14 protein-coding genes are annotated in these 19382 nt (G+C 36.0%); 8 read left to right on the plus strand and 6 right to left on the minus strand.

The genetic code is table 11. From position 1 onward, the window contains the following. Nucleotides 1–64: 64 nt before the first annotated feature. The gene (locus tag DSM00_RS08095; RefSeq protein WP_128757534.1) at nucleotides 65–1102 is read right to left on the minus strand and encodes a glycoside hydrolase family 5 protein; all 1038 of its coding nucleotides are present in this window, start codon (nucleotides 1100–1102) and stop codon (nucleotides 65–67) included. Nucleotides 1103–1131: 29 nt separating this feature from the next. Between DSM00_RS08095 and DSM00_RS08100 the strand changes: the two genes are divergently transcribed. Genes DSM00_RS08100 through DSM00_RS08125 form a run of 6 tightly spaced genes read left to right on the plus strand, consistent with a single transcriptional unit; the run spans nucleotide 1132 to nucleotide 9237 of the window. Further along, nucleotides 1132–2457 (plus strand): sensor histidine kinase, encoded by a 1326-nt coding sequence (locus tag DSM00_RS08100; RefSeq protein ID WP_128757535.1) that lies wholly within the window; start codon nucleotides 1132–1134, stop codon nucleotides 2455–2457. Between the two features lie 35 nt (nucleotides 2458–2492). Then, a complete protein-coding gene (locus DSM00_RS08105; RefSeq protein WP_128757536.1) occupies nucleotides 2493–4529 on the plus strand; it encodes a cellulose biosynthesis cyclic di-GMP-binding regulatory protein BcsB in 2037 nt (678 codons plus the stop codon). Further along, complete coding sequence (locus DSM00_RS08110) at nucleotides 4519–5403, plus strand: hypothetical protein (RefSeq protein ID WP_128757537.1); 885 nt, start codon at nucleotides 4519–4521, stop codon at nucleotides 5401–5403. Before DSM00_RS08105 ends, DSM00_RS08110 begins: the two co-directional genes overlap by 11 nt. Before the next feature lie 2 nt (nucleotides 5404–5405). Further along, nucleotides 5406–7301 carry a glycosyltransferase family 2 protein gene (locus DSM00_RS08115; RefSeq protein WP_128757538.1) on the plus strand — a complete coding sequence of 632 codons (1896 nt, stop codon included), beginning with the start codon at nucleotides 5406–5408 and terminating at the stop codon, nucleotides 7299–7301. Continuing rightward, nucleotides 7298–8845, plus strand: coding sequence for a hypothetical protein (locus tag DSM00_RS08120; RefSeq protein WP_128757539.1), 1548 nt, complete (start codon nucleotides 7298–7300; stop codon nucleotides 8843–8845). The genes DSM00_RS08115 and DSM00_RS08120 overlap by 4 nt, the downstream gene beginning before the upstream one ends. Before the next feature lie 5 nt (nucleotides 8846–8850). Continuing rightward, on the plus strand, nucleotides 8851–9237 hold the full coding sequence (locus DSM00_RS08125) for a response regulator (protein ID WP_128757540.1): 387 nt from the start codon (nucleotides 8851–8853) through the stop codon (nucleotides 9235–9237). Between the two features lie 301 nt (nucleotides 9238–9538). On the opposite strand, the gene hxlA is transcribed toward DSM00_RS08125, so the two are convergent. Both hxlA and hxlB read right to left on the minus strand, forming a co-directional pair. Continuing rightward, nucleotides 9539–10168 (minus strand): 3-hexulose-6-phosphate synthase, encoded by a 630-nt coding sequence (gene hxlA / locus DSM00_RS08130; RefSeq protein WP_128757541.1) that lies wholly within the window; start codon nucleotides 10166–10168, stop codon nucleotides 9539–9541. Between the two features lie 33 nt (nucleotides 10169–10201). Continuing rightward, complete coding sequence (gene hxlB, locus DSM00_RS08135) at nucleotides 10202–10783, minus strand: 6-phospho-3-hexuloisomerase (RefSeq protein ID WP_128757542.1); 582 nt, start codon at nucleotides 10781–10783, stop codon at nucleotides 10202–10204. A 185-nt stretch (nucleotides 10784–10968) separates the two neighbouring features. Here hxlB and DSM00_RS08140 point away from each other — a divergent pair, with 185 nt between their 5' ends. Continuing rightward, entirely contained in the window at nucleotides 10969–11811 is an 843-nt protein-coding gene (locus tag DSM00_RS08140; protein WP_128757543.1) for a helix-turn-helix domain-containing protein, read from the plus strand. 99 nt (nucleotides 11812–11910) lie between these two features. Continuing rightward, nucleotides 11911–12531, plus strand: coding sequence for a Crp/Fnr family transcriptional regulator (locus DSM00_RS08145; protein WP_128757544.1), 621 nt, complete (start codon nucleotides 11911–11913; stop codon nucleotides 12529–12531). 11 nt (nucleotides 12532–12542) lie between these two features. On the opposite strand, the gene DSM00_RS08150 is transcribed toward DSM00_RS08145, so the two are convergent. The 3 genes from DSM00_RS08150 to DSM00_RS08160 all read right to left on the minus strand — a co-directional run bounded on the left by DSM00_RS08150 (nucleotide 12543) and on the right by DSM00_RS08160 (nucleotide 19219). Further along, nucleotides 12543–13901, minus strand: coding sequence for an alkaline phosphatase family protein (locus DSM00_RS08150; RefSeq protein WP_128757545.1), 1359 nt, complete (start codon nucleotides 13899–13901; stop codon nucleotides 12543–12545). Nucleotides 13902–13954: 53 nt separating this feature from the next. Next, nucleotides 13955–17146 (minus strand): TonB-dependent receptor, encoded by a 3192-nt coding sequence (locus DSM00_RS08155; protein WP_128757546.1) that lies wholly within the window; start codon nucleotides 17144–17146, stop codon nucleotides 13955–13957. A 252-nt stretch (nucleotides 17147–17398) separates the two neighbouring features. Further along, nucleotides 17399–19219: a sodium:solute symporter family protein gene (locus DSM00_RS08160; protein ID WP_128757547.1), complete on the minus strand. Its 1821-nt coding sequence runs from the start codon at nucleotides 19217–19219 to the stop codon at nucleotides 17399–17401. Nucleotides 19220–19382: the final 163 nt, after the last annotated feature.

Here is a 19382-nt window from a genome sequence, read left to right on the forward strand (position 1 = left end):
GTTTATTTAAGTTGAAATGAAATAGAAATTTTCAGAAAAAGCTTTCCTACGGAAGCCTAATTCTTCAATTGATAATTTTTAAATTTAAATTCTTTATACCAAAGTTACCTTCGTATTCCCAAATAAATCCGCGAATATTCAATTCTTTCAATGTCGCGGTAACTTGATTAATGTACTCAATTCTTGATTCTTTATCTGCGTTTTCAGTAACACCATATTCTGTACACCATACCTCTACGCCGTTCTTTAATTTCCACTCATTTACAAGGCTTAACTTATCTTTTATAGCTTGATAAGTCCCTGTTTGCGGGTAATCTCTAAAATTGATTTCACCATCAGTTTTCAATGCTTTATCAGACAAGCGCGGCATCACCGCGATGCTATCTTTATAAGGAAACGGAATACCTGTTGTAGCGTATTGATTTCCCGTCCACGCAGTTCCCTGATGCGTAAATATATAAGGCTCATAAAAATGAAAACTATAAATAATGTTAGTATACCTTAAAGGCTGCATCCGGGAAAGCTCATACATACTATTAGCATTTGTCGCTCCCACCACAAGCTTGAGGTTGGGATATTTATTTTGGATGGCTTCGATAATTATAGGAGCAGATTCTTCCCACGAATTAGGAAAAACTAAGGGTTCATTTACGATATCGAGGTAAACGCTTTCGGCGTTTAAATTTTCATTTATGAGCATTAAAAACTCAATCCAATTATTAGCAATCTTAAGTGTCTGTTGCTTGTAATTGGTTTCACTTAAATCATGATTAAAATTTGAAAGTATGAGGTGAACCTTCTTTTTATCTGCATAACTAAGGATCTTATTAATAAGCTTTGCGAAAGATTTTTTCTCACTATACGAGGCCTCGTTTAAGTAATAATCAAGGTCTATAGGTAAGCGTACACGATCAATTTTTTGATCGTTCAACTGCTTTAAATCGGTTTTGAACGACTTAAAACCAAGTTCATTGTCAGAATTCCACGTTCTTTCTAACCCTGTAACATTCACACCTTGAGCTGTTAGCATAAAATTTATACTAAAAACCAAACTAATGGCGAAATAAAACCGTATAAAACCAACATCTTTTATATTAATCATTAATTTAGTACCTAATAATGTTCTAGCGTATGGAAAGATCTTTATCCCATTCCTTTTTCTCTGAAGAGCTTCGTTTACAAATGTGGAAAGCTTCAAACAAACTCATTTGGGGCTCTATTTTCTTCCTAATCTTTGTTTCAATTCTTGACTTTTTATTGATTAAAGATTTATATGTAACGTTTACTATGCTCAATCTAGCGGCACTTGCGCTAATTGTTTTGTGTAATTATACATTAACTAAAATACAACAAAAACCAATGTGGCTTCTACATATGGTTTTTATCATATTGATTTTTCTCTTTCTGTATAGTCTTTCGCTCACAAATGAAATAGGATATCATCTTTACCTACCCTTAATAGCTGTAACATTTGTAACCTTTAATAGCATTGCGATATGGCCTATCGCACATTCCGTTTTTGAGTTTGTACTACTTTGCTTACTCATTATAGGTTTGAGTTATTATAATATTATTGATTTTGACTTACTGGTAGAATCAGGGGGGTACACCGCCTTAGCAATAGCTGCTGTAAGTATTACGTTCCCATCTATAAAGTTATTAAGTCTTAAGGATGATATTACAGATACTTACAAGCAAAAACAAAAAATAAAGCAGCTTACAATTCAAAATACAGATCTGGAAAAAGAAATAGAAACCAGAACTACCCAAGTTAAAAGAAATGAGAATATCGCTAAGGTTTTTAGACACGATCTTAAAAACAAGTTAGGAAGTATTGAGTCGCTTATAGAGCTTATAGAATTAGAGGATCGTTATATTTTACAAAGTGGTCAAAACGACTATTTAAAAATGATCAAAAATTCGCTTGCAGATGCGACAGGAGAGAACACCTTTTTCAAACATTTTAATGAAGAAGTAACTCAAGAGCAAGCTGTACTCAATAGAAGCATAGTTGATTTACACGAACTTGTAACTACCAATGGATATAAGTTTTTTGAGAAAACAACTTCTCAAAACATTCAGCTTAAAACAGACCTTAAGGCAAAGAACTCGATGATCTATGTAGATAAAAACATAGCCGATGTTGCCATTTACAACCTGATGAAATATGCATTGGACTTTTCTAAAAATAATGATGTTATCGCTATTACCACACGTAACTATGAGCATCTTATAATCTTAGAAATAGTAAACAGAACTACCGGTATTTCTATGACAGAACTGGAATCCTATTTCAAAAATATCAACGATTACAATTTAAAAGAAATGCAACAGAATAAAGGTCTGGGACTAAGTATTTCTAAGAATCACATCGAACTTTTAGACGGCCATTTGCGATATAGCGCCTCTAATACACTAGGATTTGAATTTCTAGTTGAATTTACATTTAGTAGTTAACCATTCCCGAACGCCCCCACTTATTGACTTAACCTATGAGAAATAAACTATTATTCATACTTACTGTTTTAACTGTTTTTTGCGCTGTTAGCGTGCAAGCACAAGTGACTTACAAATTTTCAGATTTTGATTATCCTGAGGAAGCAGTTACCTGGGGAGCTCACAGTAAAGTAAGCTACTTTATCCCAGTTAAAGCGAGTAAACTACTCAAGTCTAACGTATTACAACTTGATTTTAAGGCTTCCGACGTATTGGATATATCAAAGAGTTTTGTCACTGTTTCTGTATCAGATATGCCGGTCGCTACAAAAGCACCTTCCGTAGAAGATCATACCCTACGATTTACAATTCCATTTACGGCAGAAGATATAAAGTCAGGATTTTTAAAAGTAGATGTATTAAGTAATTTTAATATTGATGAGTCTATTTGCGACAGCTACAATGAAGGGGTTTTCTGGATTAAACGTCTTCCTTCATCGTACATAAATTTAGATTACGATACGAGTCTGGCGCCTCCAACGGTTACCATTAGTAGTTTTATCTCCAAAGCAGATAAAATTTTACTTCCTCAAAATGCTTCTTATGAGCTTATTAGTTATGCTGCGTATATCAAGTTTTATTTTGAGCGTGAATTTGCACAACAACTCGAGGTTTTAAATATCCCAGAAACTTTTACAGCCGCATACAATAATAGCATACTTCTGGCTACATCAGATAAATTACCTGCTTCGGTACAATTATCTTCTGCGTCAAAAACTACTTCAAAAAGCAATGGATGGCTAGAACTCTATCCCTTGACTATAAATGACACAGACAGCATTAGCCAGGCTCAGGCACTTATTGTAACCGGCAGCGATAAAGTTGGTTTTAAAAAAGCTGCAGAAACTTTACTTTCAAAAGACATTATTAGCAGCGCGTATTCAAAAAGTCTAGCGGTTTCAAGCGGGATGGATATGAGTTATCCCATACTTAAAAATGACCGTCAGGTAAGTCTCAGAAAATTAGGAGTCGCCGATGAGATCACCGAAGGTATAGGCAAACTCACGAAAGATATTACACTACCTCGATCTATTTTTGGCTCTAAATTACTCGAGCTTGAATTAGAATTAAATTTCACATACCGTCCTCTTAAAAATGAAGAGAATGCCTATGTAAATATTTATATGGATGATGTTTTAAAATACAGTCATCAACTGGATAACTCGGGTCAATTTGATGAAGCGATAACTTTTGATCATCTAGAGTTAAAGAAAAACAACCTACTTCGTGTGGAATTTTATTACATACCGTCTGGCGGGTTGTGTGTTGAAAATCCGGTATCGTTTTATGCACAAATTAATTTAGATCGCTCAAAATTTAAAGCCATCTCGTATAAAGATGATGAGAATCTAAGTTTCTTTTATTTTCCTGAAAACTTTCAATCTGCTACACCTGCAATTTATTTAGACATTCCTCTAAATGCAACTCATATCATAGCATTAAGCAAGCTTGTAAATTTATTAAACCCTAATTTTAACAAACACCGCTATCTATATCCTCAAATCTTACCCTTAGATAGTTTAAAGGCAAATACCGGAAAATACAGTCCGATTATCATCTCATCTAAAGCAACTTCGTTAACTGCATTTTCTTCAGACAATGCATATTTTCAGCTTGATGACACAAACTATAAGTTCAAAAAAGAAGATTATGAAAACTACTTTAATATCTCTTATACTGACAAGATAGGTGTAAACCAACTCTTTAAAAAAGACGATTTAACCGGAATGTTCTTATTTGTTCCCGATGGGAATGCCGTAATTTTAGAACTGCTTGTAGATCAAATAGACGGTCAAACATTTAATAATACAGGAGATTTAATTCTTGCCAGTACAGATGATTCTTATTTCTTTAATTTACGAGATACGGCAAATGCGATTAGCAATCAGGAAATTCAAAACGGGTTTGATCTCTTTTGGCAAGAGTTTAGAGTGTTTATCATCTTTGGGTTGTTTATTATAATGACCGTGCTACTGATTTATATTTTTCAAAAATCACAAGAATCTAAAAACAACATTGTAGATGAAAATTAGATCATCCCTTTTTTTACTCTGCTTTAGTTTTGGTATTCTTGCTGCCCAGCATAGCAACCAGCCAGATCTGCCTGCAGACACTTTAAAAACACAAAAAGAGCGTTTAAATCCCTGGCAACAAGCATCTGGTGAATTCTTATTTTCTCCTTTTTTAAGTCACTACAGAGCAACATCTTTTAGAGACGCCAACGGCAATAAAAGCGACTTTGCAGACAATGGGAGGTATACAAACTACAATCCCAGACTTTTTGTAGCCGCTCCATTAATTTCAGATAAATTAAATGTGATAGCTTCCTTACCTTATTTTTTTAATAGGTATGAGAATTCAAATTCATCTGACTATAATACAGATTTTGGAGATATCGAACTGGGATTGAGAATGCATCTGGCAAAAATGGCCGACAATTACCTTATGGGAAGTTTAATAAGTTATATTCCTGCTTATTCAAACACCACACAGCCGGTAGCTGGTTACGATCTATTTGGCTTAGAAACCAGACTTGCTCTTGTAGGGAGTCTTAAGTTTTTAGGAGATTACAATAATTTTCATAAAGTAGAAATGGGTTTGCGCTACTTCTTCCCTAACGATCCTACGCAGTTGCGTTTTTTACTCTCTGAAGGATTTAGAGTGACCGATCAATTAATACTTATGGGAGAATTTGAAGGCTTATTTTCTTATAGTAAAAACGATGAATTTTTTACTAATAACTTACAGAATACCGAGGAGTATAAAATTATCAAAGCAACTTTTAATGTGGGTTATGAATTCACGCCAGAATTTGCGCTCTATGCTGGTGCCTTTCACGATGTGTATAATCGCAATGCCGCAATAGGTCACGGATTTCAAGTATTTAGCGTGATAAAACTCAACTAATAATGCAGCTACTCTATAGAAATGATTTATTTCTGAAATCTGGATTACTACCAGAAAGTACCTATGCTCAAATAGATAAAATGAGCAAAAGTATGAATAAGTCGTTTCTTAAAGTCACGCTTAATTATGCATTTCTATCCAGGTTAGCTTACAAGGAGCATATTCTTAAAAATAACATCAGTTTTTATCAATTTGATTATACACAGCTTTTTAAACTAAAAAGCGAATTTTCTAAAACCGATTTTGATTTTTTACTCGATCACAATCTATATCCTGTAAAACTAGAAAATGGCAAAGTAGATCTTATAATTGCAGATCCTTCTGATGACATTAGCATCTCAAAATTTAAAGAGTACTTTTTACTAGATATAGAAACTATACACATAGCCGAAGATCTCGATATTGTAAAAGCATTACACATGACTTATGGGGATGCTATTCTGCATAAAGCTGTTTTTGATTTGTATGAGCGGGATAATAAAAGCTCTGCTTTGGAAACTTTTACACTTAGGCAAGTGCTGGTATTGGGCGGGATCGGGGTTATCTTACTGACATTCCTATTTATATTTCCGGTTTTTACCATTATTAGTATTAACCTGTTTATAAACCTTTTTCTACTATTTGCTATAGGGTTTAAATTCTTACTTACCGTAGTAGGCGCCAAGTCTGAAACTATTCAGAAAATATCACCGGCCGAGTTGGGCAACTATCCTGATGACGAACTCCCCTATTACACGATACAACTACCTGTATTCAAAGAATCTGAAGTTATTTACAAACTGGCTTCAAATCTTCAAAATCTGGATTACCCTAAAGATAAATTAGATGTAAAATTATTAATAGAATCTGATGACGAGGTTACTTTTAATGCGGTAAAAAACCTCAAATTCCCGTGTATTTTTGATCCGGTTATAATTCCCTATTCGCAGCCTAAAACAAAACCAAAAGCCTGTAATTATGGGTTACATTTTAGTAAAGGAAAATACCTCACCATTTACGATGCAGAAGACATCCCAGATAGTGACCAGTTAAAAATGGTAAATGCACTGTTTAATAAGTTACCCGACAATTACATCGTGGTACAGTGTGCTCTAAATTATTTTAATAAGACTGAAAATTTCTTAACCCGAATGTTTACGCTTGAGTATTCATACTGGTTTGATTATATGCTACCGGGACTTGATGGTCTGGGAGTTCCCATTCCGCTAGGTGGTACTAGTAATCACTTTAAATTTGACAAACTTATAGAGTTAGGCGGCTGGGATGGTTTTAATGTTACTGAAGATGCAGATTTAGGAATTAGAGCCTACGCCAAAGGTTATAAAGTTACGGTGCTTAATTCTACTACCTATGAAGAAGCTAACAATGCATTTTACAACTGGATACGGCAGCGCTCCAGATGGATTAAAGGCTATATGCAAACCTATCTGGTGCATATGCGTAATCCTATGAAGTTATTTAGAGAAGTAGGATGGAGTGGCTTCTGGGGATTTCAATTTTTTATAGGAGGAACCTTTTTTACATTTCTTGCCTACCCTATTTTATTGCTTTTGTTTCTGTTTTACTTTTTCCTCACATTAGACATTAGTGAATCTGTGATGGGTTCTTTTAATACTGATATCATCAATTTCTTTAAAATAATATTTCCAGATTGGGTGATTATCTTATCGGTCTTTAATTTTATGGCCGGTAATCTATTGATGATATACATTAATATGATTGCTGTCTTCCGTAGAAAATCTTACAGCCTCATCCTTTTTGCTATCACAAATCCTGTTTATTGGCTAATGCACTCAATATCTGCCTATAAAGGATTATTTCAACTTATATCAAAGCCATTTTATTGGGAAAAAACAAATCACGGTCTTACAAAATCGCATAACCCCGATATAAAATGAAAAATGCATTTTCAATATTTATAATCGGTTTGTTTTTTTCTGCGTATTACGTGGGGCTGGGCTACTATGAATATTCTTTGGGCTTTAAATATCTGGAGCCGCTATTTATGAGTGATCGGTTGCAGCTTTTGTTTACGAATGATATTAAAACACTAGAGCTTTTTTACTTCACCTATCCGGTGATTTCTCAACTAATAACAATCCCGGCAGGATTAATAGATCCACTGCTGGCACCTATGATCACCTCTGGGATTACTGTAGGTTTTTTTGCTGCCTATATTGTAGTTATACTATTTAAGCAAAAGCTCCCTATAGTTTCTGTAATTATTACATTGTATTTTTTGTGCAGTCCGGTAATCATATCTGTCGCAACATCGGGCACATCTCTGTATTTATATCTTATACTGTATTATTTCTTTTTCCATTTTCTATTTAGATATACACGAGATTTTACAACCTATAATTTTGTAATACTTAGTTTATGTCTTACGCTATTTGTATTTCTCAACTATTCTTTTTTATGGATGGTTGTTTTTATGCTTCCGCTCATTTTTCTATTTAGTTTGTTTAATTCGCCGGGAATACAAAAGTCATATCTGGGTATTTTTACTGAACTTACTCAGAGTAGAGTTACCGCCAGAGAACTTGTTGGGAGTTCGCTTTCTACCGTATTAGTCATCGTTTTTACACCACTGGTGAGTTTGTTATTTTTTCTCACAATTAATTACTGGTTTACGGGTGACTTTATGTTTTTTAGCACTACCAAAACCGCATCCTGGGATCAGCATCCCTTTTTAGATTTTGTATTCTACAATACTTCAGAAAATTTTATAGATCTTGGAACAAGTTGGGATTATCTCTCTATCTCAATACTTGCATTGTCACCGGTGTTTCTTACTGCTTTTCTGATCGGAAGAAAAAAGTTGTTGTTTCAATTAATTATGCTTCTTGTACCGGTGTGGATATTATATTCGAAAAATTCTAACTCGGCAGTTTTACTCTCTTTGTCAGATTTTTTAATTATTACTGCAGCCGGAATCGCAGCATTCATACATTTTTTTCATACCTCATTACTGCCTGTATTTTCAAAAAGCAAGGTGCTGCACCTAATAACGTTTATCTTACTCCTCATCAATTTAGGTGGTGAGTATTTTTATTTTACGCATACATATACCAACCAGGAGCAAAATATGCTGGCTTTCTTAAAACAGGAAAAGCCTTTAAATAGTGATGCAACAGCAGATATGGCAGATTTTATAAATAAGAATTTGCCTAAAGATGCTACCATACTTACAGATAATACTTTGTTTTATCCTACAATCGCTTTGTCGCGTGATCAAGTGAAGTATGTAGATCAATTTGATCCCAATTATTACAACGCTTTACAGGCACCACAAGTTCACGCAGATTATATTTTAATTCTGAATAATTCCGAGCAACGCGATCAAAAAGACGGCGTAAAATATGTGGTAGATCAAACTGATATCGAGCTGCAAACTCAATATACAAATACACTTTTCAGCTTAATACAGATTAAAAAATAACAATTATGGAATTAGAAGAGCAGATAAAAATTCTCACCGTAGATGACAACCCGGTTAATCTTTTTCTAATTTCTACAATTGTAAAGAAAATTTGCCCAGATGCTATTGTTTACGAGGCAAAAAATGGAGCCGAAGCGCTGGAATACTATAAGCAAAACGCACCCGATTTGCTATTTCTCGATCTTAAATTACCCGATATTCACGGACTCGAGGTAGCCAAAATAATAAGAGCTACAGACTCTGGTAAGCGAACGCCTATTGTAGTGGTAAGTGCAAATAACGCTGAAGAGTCTGGATACGATGCATCATCAAATCTTATAGATGATTTTGTAGATAAGCCTATTAAATATGATTCTCTAAAAGCTATTATCGATAAGTTTATTTTAGATTAATTTAATAGTCGGTATAACCTTATTGTCTTGGAAGTAACAATCTAACTTTTCATCTCAACTGTATTTCAGTACGAGTAGACTGATAGACCGAATTTCTAATAACAGTCTCGAAAACAATTTCTCTTAAGCCTTTCAGTACAAATTCAAACTTACACTGCTGCAATTGATTCGCTCGAATATAAAGTATCATTTTCATAAAATAAACCTTACTTTTTAAATCAAAAAACCACCGGAATACAACAAAAAGCCCCCTGCAAATCAACAGATTTGCAGGGGGCTTTTGTTTTTATTGATGCTTCAATTATGCATTAAGTATATCGCGTAATTCTTTTGCTGCAGCTGCAGGATCTTCAGCTCCGTAGATTGCTCCGCCGGCAACGGCTACTACCGCTCCAGATTCTTTTACTGCTTTGATGGTATCTTTGTTAACACCACCAGCGATCGATACCGGTACACCGGCGCTTTTAGCTTCATCGATTAGTACCTGTACAGAATAACCGTCAAGAGCTTGCTCGTCTAAACCGGCGTGTAATTCCACAAATTTCACTCCAAATGCAGATACTTCTTTTGCGCGTTGCACACGGTCTTTTACACCTATAGTATCTACAACCACGCCTTTATTACGCTCATTGGCTGCTTTAACTGCGCCTTTAATTGTTGCATCATCTACAGATCCTAAAATCGTAACAAAATCTGCTCCTGCATCAAAAGCTAATCCTGCTTCTAACTCACCAGTATCTGCAGTTTTGAAATCTGCAAATACTTGCTTGTCTGGAAATGCATCTTTCATTGCACGTATTACAGAAACTCCTTCACTTTTAATAAGCGGAGTACCTAATTCTATAATATCTACGTAAGGAGCCACTTTCTCTGCAAGAGCTAACGCATCTTTTGTATTTAGTAAATCGATTGCTACTTGTAACTTAGTCATAATATGCTGTATTTAAATTATTTATTATTTGTGTTATTCTAAATTAGAATGTCTTTTATATAGTTCTTCGGCACTACTCCCATCTATTGACCACAAAGTTTGTATCAATGCATCAAAAAATAAGAGTAAGGCTTGTTCAAATAAACTGCCTGCATATTGATCAGACACCGTGTTTTCATGTGCCTGTTTTTGAGCTGCAGGGATGTTCACGATATAGTCACTTAACGCTGCCAGTTCAGAAGCTGCATCGGTTGTAAAACAAGCCACCTTTGCATTTTGGTCTTTTGCGGTTTTAGCTGCTCGTATTACTGTACTTGTTGTTCCAGAGCCAGATCCTGCAATTAATAAATCACCAGATCCTATCGCCGGCGTGGTGGTTTCTCCCACAACATAAGCGGTAAATCCTAAGTGCATCAAGCGCATTGCTGCCGCTTTCATCATCAATCCGCTGCGGCCCATTCCTATTAAAAAAATGACTTTTGCTTCTTGAATAGGATCTACTAAAGCACTTAATTGCTGAAAATCAAATTGTTCTAACAGCTGTTTGTGTTCGTTGAGAATGCTATTCATTGCCTCCTCACTCTTCTTATTTATATTTATCTGCTGTGCGCTCATAGTTTGATTTTTGTACGCTGCAAAGATATCGAGCACATTAGCTAACCGGTGTTACAATGTGATAGTTGTCTGGTACAATTTGCTAAGTATGTATAATATTTTGTTAATGATGTATTATAACGTGGTACAATATGGAAATAATCTACTCTTTGCATAACTTGTAAGTTTTCTAAAATCCCTATAGTATGCTTAGCGACAAAACTATATATATACGCGATCTGGCAAATTGCCCACCTGCCTATCTGGAAGATCCTGCCCGAAGAGAATTTTTTGAAATCGTTTGGCTCCATAATGAAGAAGCCTTGCACGAACCCTATCACGACTTTGAAACCTTGCGTGGCGATTGGATTTATTTGATTCCGCCGTATCGGGTACACCAACTCAACAAAGCTGGTAAAAAGGGCGTTTTGTTGTCCTTTAAGCAAGAATTACTGGAAGATGATATAAAAGAATTTTTACTGGATGTTTTTAGAATGTTCAATATTCAAGGAGAATTCTCGTGTTTACAAGTAACCGAAGAAAGTGAGAAAGGACTGGTCTCTATATTTAATCTGCTTCAGGAAGAATACAATCACGAGGAAGTGAATCTCATTATGATAAAGGCACTTCTAAAGGTTTTTTTACTGAAATTAATACAGTTAAAAGAACAGCATTTTACACGACAGGACATCAATGAAAAACGTATTTACGAATTTATGATGCTCATCGAACTGAATTTTTACGAGGAGCGCAAAGCAGATTTCTATGCAAACAAACTTGATCTAAGCACAAAACGCCTCAATCAAATTTTAAAAGAGAAGCTTGATAAAACTGCGGTTCAGCTAATACACGATCGCATTATTCTAGAAGCCAAAAGGCAAATAATACATAGTGAAAATACAATTAAAGAGATCGCCTATAATTTACAGTTTAAAGATCCCAGTTATTTTAGTCGGTTTTTTAAACTACATACAAACCAGACTCCAAATGAGTTTCAAGACAAAGTCACAAATCATGTGATTACACGGGATAACACCTTGTATTCCTAATTTTTCAGAAATGCAGAAATCTGTAATTCTAATTAACCTAGGATTAACCTGCACGTAACAATGTCTTTTTTTTAAAAGCCTACTTTTAAAAAAAAGGTTATGCATACATTACTTACGGCTCCCAATAATGAATACCTCAACTATAATGAGTTTTCCTTATTTGACTATTTAATTAATAAAGGTTTTGATGATCTCGATTTAAAGATTAAAACACAAACTTTTAGAAAAGGTACATATATATACCAACCTCCAGCAAACCAAGGCTATGTTTATGAAATTGTGACTGGTGCTGTGAAGCTAGGTTCCTATACCGAAACCGGTACTGAATTTGTACACGATATTATACACACAGGAGACTATTTTGGGAATTTAAAGTATTTAAACAATCAGTTCTTTGAATTCTCTAAAACACTTGTGAGCTCTACCATTCGAATGTATAAACTCGATTTTTTTAAAGAGATTGTTCCTCAAGATTCTTTTTTGGCAGAGTGGTTTATGTCGTACTTAGTGAAGCGCTGGTGCCAGAGTGAGAAGAAAATAAAAATTATCAAAGAGAAAGATTTGCAGCATAAAATAAAGAGCTTGCGATCGCTATATAATCTACCAATTATTGATGCTGATAATGAAACCTATAATTTGTATGACTTACTAACCCAGCAAGAGCTGGGGGACATTGCTGGTGCTTCACGCCAGACAATATCCCTTGCTCAGAAACTCTAAAATCAATCTTACTATTCAGAAATAATCCCGGGATGATATATCCCATCTTTAACGGCAAAGTCAAGGTTTAAAAGTTTTGAAATTAAAGGCGCTATATCTTCAAGGCCTAGCACATCAATTTCTTTAGGTGTGGTTTTTATTCCTGCACCAGAAATTATAAATCCGGTTTGTATTTGCTTGATATCAGGAAAATAACCGTGAGTTCCACCAGAACGTGCTTCTAATAAGTTTCCGGTTGCTTTACCAGACATTGCAATACCCGGCACAGGATTTATAGCCAATACGACATTAGGATCTGTACCTATATCTTGCAATTCTTTTTGTTCTACAATTCTAAATAACTTCTTAGTTGATAGCGGTAAACTGGCTAATTTTGATTTAATTGCCTGTAGAGTTTTTGTATCATTTTTATCTTTCAAATGTAGAAAGGCAGCTGCACCAGAAGTATTAAAGTATGCCTTCCACTCTTTGCGTTCTGTATCTGCATTTACAATTCCTAGTTCGCTTAACCATACATTAGGTTTTAGAGCAGAATGAATATCTACAAAACCGTGATCTCCTGTAATTATGAACGTTGTTCTATCTAGAACACCTGCGCGCTCTGCCGCTTCCTTAATTTTTCCGATAGCTCGGTCGATTGCAGCAAGTGCAAAAGGAACTTTATGTCCTTCCCTGCCCTCTTCGTGCTGAAAATGATCACTAGCAATGAGATGTATCGTCATAAAATTAGGCTTGTATTCTTCCAGAACATAAGCAGCCATCTCACCAGTACGATCTTCTCTGTTTAAATAATCACCATTAAACGTACGCTCATTTAATTTACCAAGAACGGCTGTTTCCATTTCAGCAAGCAAACCTTTAGGAGTTTCATTATCTCGCATAGGTTCGATTCTTCCGTAGTCACTTTCCAATGTCCATACCTCCGGAATATTATACGTTATGGGTGCACCTACGGAAACCGGCCATATAAAACTTGCACTGGTTAAACCCTTCGCTTTAACCGCGTCCCAAAGGGTGGGCGTTTGTATTAAATTATATTCCCAGTACCACTTTTCTGAAGGCATGTCGTATTCAAACGGACTATTATAATAAATACCGTGTTTTGCCGGTAAAGCTCCTGTAACTAGTGTGGTATGTGATGGGTAGGTAACAGAAGGAAAAACACCTCGCACACCACTAGCCGTAACACCGTGATTCTTCAGGTCTTTCATATTAAGCACCGGCCATTTTGATTCGTTGTAAAATTCTGGTCTAAAACCATCTATCGATATCAAAATTACGTGATCGCTAATGCGCTCTTGTGCCTGAATGGAATTTGTAAACAACGTAGAACCTGCTACTACAAGCAGAATAGATTTTAATAATCTCATAGGTATAGTTTAAAAAGAGGCTGCTGTACTTGCAGCCTCTGATATTTTATTTATTAATTGAAAGAATAGCGCATACCTAATTGCAACCTCCAGGGTGTACCATTTATGGGTTCGGTTCCTGTTCCTGTTTGTACTCCGTAGGTATAGCCTTGTGTGTTAGAATCAAAGCCATTTATACGCATAAGATCCCGATTGCCGTAATTATTATCATTCCCCCAATCTTTATTTAAAAGATTAGCAAAATTGAACACATCTGCAGACAGTTCTAGCGCGTGTGTTTTCGCTCCTTTAAACGTAAACTTCTTTTGCAAACGCAAATCGATTGTTGCAGAAAACGGATTTTTACCACCATTACGTTCTGCAAAACCGCCAAAACTTTCCCGCAGATATTCTTTAAAGCTAGAGGAGGTCTCAGGATCTGCTAATATTTGGTTATACGCATCACGGATATCTTGTGGAGTTGCGGGATCGTTGGGATCATAAATGTAAGCAATATCGTTACTCAGGTTAAAGTCACCATTTGCACTGGTATTGCTAGCCGTCATCAGACTGTAACGGGTACCCCCAGTTCCTGTAATGGTAGCTCCTAATACAAAACCTTTCCAAGTAGGGGAAGCACCATTTATAACAAACTTGCTTCCAAATTGATTGTCTGAATATCCGTAATTCAACGCTCTGGGATCTCCTGTAACCGGTAGAAATGTCGATGTGTTTGCTACACAGCAATTGTAAGATGAATTATCTTTTGCTCTGTTTACAGTAACACTTGCATTTACATACCCGTCATCGCCAAGACGTGCAGATCCTTCAACAATTAAAGAAGCATTATCTAAAATTCCATCTGGTCTTAAGACTAAAGTTCTCCCCACCTCATCAGATATTCTTGAATTTGTCCAGTCTGTTCTGCCATCTTCTCCTATAGTAGCAGCAGGTACAAATACCGGTCTTCCTTCTGGAGTAACAAAATAAGGTGTAGTTACCAGGTTTGTTTCCTGATACACATAGTTGTTTTTAGTATGACTTATAAGCGCATTTACGCCCAGACTATATCTATTCCCAAAGAAGTGCGTATAGCTTAGGTTTCCTTTAAAAATGGTAGGCACTTCAAAATCATCTGCTACAGCATTTATTGTAGAAAAAGCTGAAGCTCCTGCCGGAATTCCCGGTACTGTATCAGGGTCTTCACGATACCCCGGAAAATTAGGAACGGGCACATTAGCACCACTAACATCTATGGCTCCAAGTAACGTACCGCTGTTTTGGATGTTATTTACCTGTGCATAATAATGAGGCTGTGCAGTAAACATACCTCCTCCTAATTTTAAAATGTCTTTATTTTTTCCTTTTACATTCCACGTAAGTTGAAAACGAGGCTGAATATTATCATAATCATTAGGTCTCTCATCGGTGCGTATTCCTAGCTCATTAAATACAACCGGATTAAACTCTGCTGCATCTTGAAAATAAGTTGCATCCCAGCGTACACCTCCGGTAAACTCTAAATCTGGTGTAATATCAAAATCTACCTGAGCAAAAAGAGAAAGATCTAAAACAGTCTGCTTGACAAGAGGTAACCCTTGAAGAGGAACTTCGCGTGCGTAACGAGACGGATTTAGATTTGCAAAATCATCTAACGAATCAAAGAAGAATCGGCCATTTTGTTCATTAGAAAGTAAGGTTTCTAACGAGGTAATCATATTATCTGTACCAAATGTGAAATCAAACTTACCTGCATTCACATAGGTAATGTTGCTAATCTGAAATTGGTTTTCGACATTAGTTTCCGGTGTGTAACGCTGTCCTCCTAACTGTACACTTTGCGTACGGTTTGAACCATTAGGCAATTCTGAAGATACCTGAACTATTGCGCGGGGTATATTTGAAGATGGTAATTGCGAACTAGGCGTGTATGCTCGTTCTGCATGCTGATATTGAAATTTAAGTTCGTTAGTTACTTTAGGCGAAAATACAGAACGTAACGAAAGGAATGTACTGTTCTCCTGAGATTCAAAATCAGAATAGGTTTCTGCAATTTCAATATTGCTGTTATCACTCACGCTCATTGGGTTTTCCCACTTATTAAATAAATTTCTAAGGGTAAGCGTGTGCTTGTTATTAATCTGCCAATCGAGACGTACAAATAAATTATTGGCGTGTGTTTCTCTATCAAATTGTCCTATTTGCTGTTGATTGCCCAACCCGTAGCTATCTCTACCTATCTGTAAGAAACGATCTAAATTTGCTTGTGTAATGCCCAGACGATTTGCATCGTCATCACTTTGTATATCTGCAATACTCAACGGATTTCCGGCATCTTGACGTTCATAAACTAAAAAGAAATGCAACTTGTCTTTTACAAGCGGACCTCCTAAACTCAGACCATATTGCGAATTATAAAAATCGGCTTCTCTTCGCTCGCCTTGTATATTGTAATTACTTTGTAAAGCATCTGCCCGGTGATAGAAAAAAGTGCTTCCTGTAAATTCATTGGTACCCGATTTTGTTACCGATGTTATTGCTCCACCTCCCTGACGTCCTTGAGTAACATTATAATCATTTGTACTTACTTCAAATTCACGAATGGCTTCTAGTGATATGGTATAAGGCCCTTGGCCTACTTCACCCGCTGTAAGCTGGTTTCTAAAGTTAACCCCATCAATAGTTACGTTTGTAGATGATCTACGCTGTCCTCCCAAATTTATAGAACCACCACCCTGAAGTGGAGATAGACTGGTTAAGTTTGTAAAGTTTCTACCTTCAGTAGGAAGGTTTTTTATTTGAGTACTGCTTATTTTTGTAGATGCTCCTAATTGATCGATACGCTTTGTAAGATTAGTCGCTTTAATCGTTACAGCATCTAGTGAAGTAGATTCTTCTTGTAATATAAAATCAAGTACAACAACATCACTTAAGTTAAGTGTGATATTTTCTTTTACTACCTCTTGAAACCCCATATACTTGGCATTTACTTTATAAGGGCCACCTAAAGGTAATTGATTTAAAGAGAACTCTCCGTCTTCATTTGCAACTGCCCCAAATACAAAACCGGTAGCTGTATTTGTTACTATAATTTCGGCTCCCATAAGCGGAATACCGGTATTATCTAATACAGTTCCTTTAATTTTTGTGTTAGTAGATTGGGCTAACAAGTTTGATGCAAACACAAGCAAAAACAGGGTTGTGCTTAAAAATTTGATTAAAAACCGATCTTTAAAAAAAGTGCGGTGACTGGTAATTTTTTTCATTTGTGGATAGTTGAATTAATTACCGGCGAAAGTAAATTAGCAACTTTTCCTCAAATGTTAGTTTTTAACATGAACGCATCACTTAACGCAGTTTTTACTTTTTAGTAACAGAGCAATTAACAGCAGTGTTCTATGCAAACATCAAATTGAAACGTAAACTAAGAAAAAAGTCTCATTAAAATAATGAGACTTTCTAAGTAATAGTAAAGGGTATTCGCTTAGTTGATATCGATAGCAGATTGACTCTAAATTCTAAAAAATACTGGATTTAACGCGTTTCCAAAGCTTGACTAAAATAAGAATGGAAATAAGGGTAAGGGCTGTAAGAATAGTTGCCTGGGTAAAATATCCATATATCCAATATCCGGTGCTAAAAAGGGCTCCGTATATAGTGATACAACCTACTAATGTGGCTAATATGCCGGCAGGTACAGACCATTTTTGAGTATTCATAATTAGTGTATGGCCTTGTAATTTTGCTCTGTTTATTATACGCTGCCATCCCGGTCCGCCGGGTTGCGTTTGTTTGTAGAAATCGAATAAAGTTGTGTCTTTTTCAGGTTTGGTTAAAAAAGTAACCGCAACCCAAACAACCGTTGTTAATAATACCACTAATGGATACGTTGACCAGTTAGGCAGCAACCCATCTTCTTGGTTGGTACCAAATAACACCAAACCCAACGGACTAAAATTAAATAAAATTGAAATTACTCCAGATGAGAACATCGCAGAAATTTCGCTCCACGCATTAATTCTCCACCAGAACCAACGCAGAATAAAAATTAACCCTGTACCTGCACCAAACATCAAAATGATATTAAATAATTGATACGCATTTGTAAGTACTAGCGCCAGCGCTGAACTCACCACCATTAATAGTACGGTAGAAATTCGCCCAACGTTTACCAGCTCTTTTTGTGAGGCTTCTTTTTTTACATAGCGCGCATAAAAATCATTCACCACATACGAGGACCCCCAGTTTAAATGCGTCGATATAGTTGACATGTATGCGGCAATTAGAGATGCCATTACCAATCCCAATAATCCGGTAGGTAATTTGGTTAGCATTGCAGAATAGGCTAAATCGTCTCCTAGTTTGTTCTCAACAATATTTGGAAATGCTTCGTGGATACTCGCGATATCGGGATAAACTACTAATGAGGCTAAGGCAACTAAAATCCACGGCCACGGGCGTAAAGCATAATGCAAAGCATTAAAAAAGAATGTCGCTCCTATAGCGTGATTTTCATCTTTTGCAGCTAGCATACGCTGTGCGATATATCCACCACCACCAGGTTCTGCTCCGGGATACCACGCACTCCACCATTGTACTGCAAGCGGAATAATTAGAAGTGTAATTACTAAACTAGTATCGTTAAAATCTGGTAGAATATCCAGTTTATCAATAACAAGTGGATGGGTCATTAATTCGCCCATTCCGCCTACTTCCGGCAAGTTAACGCAGTAGTAGGCTGCTCCTATTCCGCCAGCCATAGCGGCGAAAAAAAGAATGAAATCGGTATATACCACTCCTTTAAAACCGCCAATTGTACTAAAAATAACAGTAACTAATCCCGCATAACCAATAGTTTCTAACGGACTCAACCCCAACATAATTTGACCGATTTTTATCGCTGCAAGTGTCACCGCACTCATTGCGAGTACATTAAATACCACACCTAGATAAATTGCCCTAAACCCACGTAAAAACTTAGCTGGTTTCCCGCCATAACGCAGTTCGTAAAACTCGATATCTGTATTTACGCCAGATTTTCGCCACAGCTTGGCATAAACAAAAACGGTAAGTAAACCCGTAATTAGAAAAGCCCACCAAACCCAGTTACCACTTACTCCCTGATTCCGAACAATATCAGTAACCAAGTTAGGCGTGTCTGTAGAAAATGTAGTAGCTACCATCGATATTCCCAGCAACCACCACGGCATATTTCTACCCGATAAAAAATACTCAGAAGAACTTTTACCAGATTTCTTTGCGACTAGCAGCCCAATAATTAAAGTGATTGCAAAAAAGCTGATGATAATAGCATAATCAAGTATTTCTAGAGCTACCATAAAATTTATGTGATGGTTAAGGGTTAATGTAATTCAATAGGAAAAGATATCTCTTTTAGGAATAATATCGCACCGAACTAACCATTTCTGCTTAAAACAACAACTAAGATTATAGAATAACTCCTTATTAATAAATGCATTAACCACTTATATAAATTGCAAT

The sequence above is a fragment of the Leeuwenhoekiella aequorea genome (assembly GCF_004104375.1).
In the GTDB taxonomy this organism is placed as follows: domain Bacteria; phylum Bacteroidota; class Bacteroidia; order Flavobacteriales; family Flavobacteriaceae; genus Leeuwenhoekiella; species Leeuwenhoekiella aequorea.

What these genes read in the sequence shown, in the direction of transcription:
- DSM00_RS08125 (WP_128757540.1), top strand. Translation starts at nt 8,851, where the DNA reads ATGGAATTAGAAGAGCAGATAAAAATTCTCACCGTAGATGACAACCCG.
- DSM00_RS08095 (WP_128757534.1), bottom strand. Translation starts at nt 1,102, where the DNA reads ATGATTAATATAAAAGATGTTGGTTTTATACGGTTTTATTTCGCCATT.
- DSM00_RS08110 (WP_128757537.1), top strand. Translation starts at nt 4,519, where the DNA reads ATGAAAATTAGATCATCCCTTTTTTTACTCTGCTTTAGTTTTGGTATT.
- DSM00_RS08100 (WP_128757535.1), top strand. Translation starts at nt 1,132, where the DNA reads ATGGAAAGATCTTTATCCCATTCCTTTTTCTCTGAAGAGCTTCGTTTA.
- DSM00_RS08115 (WP_128757538.1), top strand. Translation starts at nt 5,406, where the DNA reads ATGCAGCTACTCTATAGAAATGATTTATTTCTGAAATCTGGATTACTA.
- DSM00_RS08140 (WP_128757543.1), top strand. Translation starts at nt 10,969, where the DNA reads ATGCTTAGCGACAAAACTATATATATACGCGATCTGGCAAATTGCCCA.
- DSM00_RS08120 (WP_128757539.1), top strand. Translation starts at nt 7,298, where the DNA reads ATGAAAAATGCATTTTCAATATTTATAATCGGTTTGTTTTTTTCTGCG.
- DSM00_RS08150 (WP_128757545.1), bottom strand. Translation starts at nt 13,901, where the DNA reads ATGAGATTATTAAAATCTATTCTGCTTGTAGTAGCAGGTTCTACGTTG.
- DSM00_RS08160 (WP_128757547.1), bottom strand. Translation starts at nt 19,219, where the DNA reads ATGGTAGCTCTAGAAATACTTGATTATGCTATTATCATCAGCTTTTTT.
- DSM00_RS08105 (WP_128757536.1), top strand. Translation starts at nt 2,493, where the DNA reads ATGAGAAATAAACTATTATTCATACTTACTGTTTTAACTGTTTTTTGC.
- hxlB (WP_128757542.1), bottom strand. Translation starts at nt 10,783, where the DNA reads ATGAGCGCACAGCAGATAAATATAAATAAGAAGAGTGAGGAGGCAATG.
- hxlA (WP_128757541.1), bottom strand. Translation starts at nt 10,168, where the DNA reads ATGACTAAGTTACAAGTAGCAATCGATTTACTAAATACAAAAGATGCG.
- DSM00_RS08155 (WP_128757546.1), bottom strand. Translation starts at nt 17,146, where the DNA reads ATGAAAAAAATTACCAGTCACCGCACTTTTTTTAAAGATCGGTTTTTA.
- DSM00_RS08145 (WP_128757544.1), top strand. Translation starts at nt 11,911, where the DNA reads ATGCATACATTACTTACGGCTCCCAATAATGAATACCTCAACTATAAT.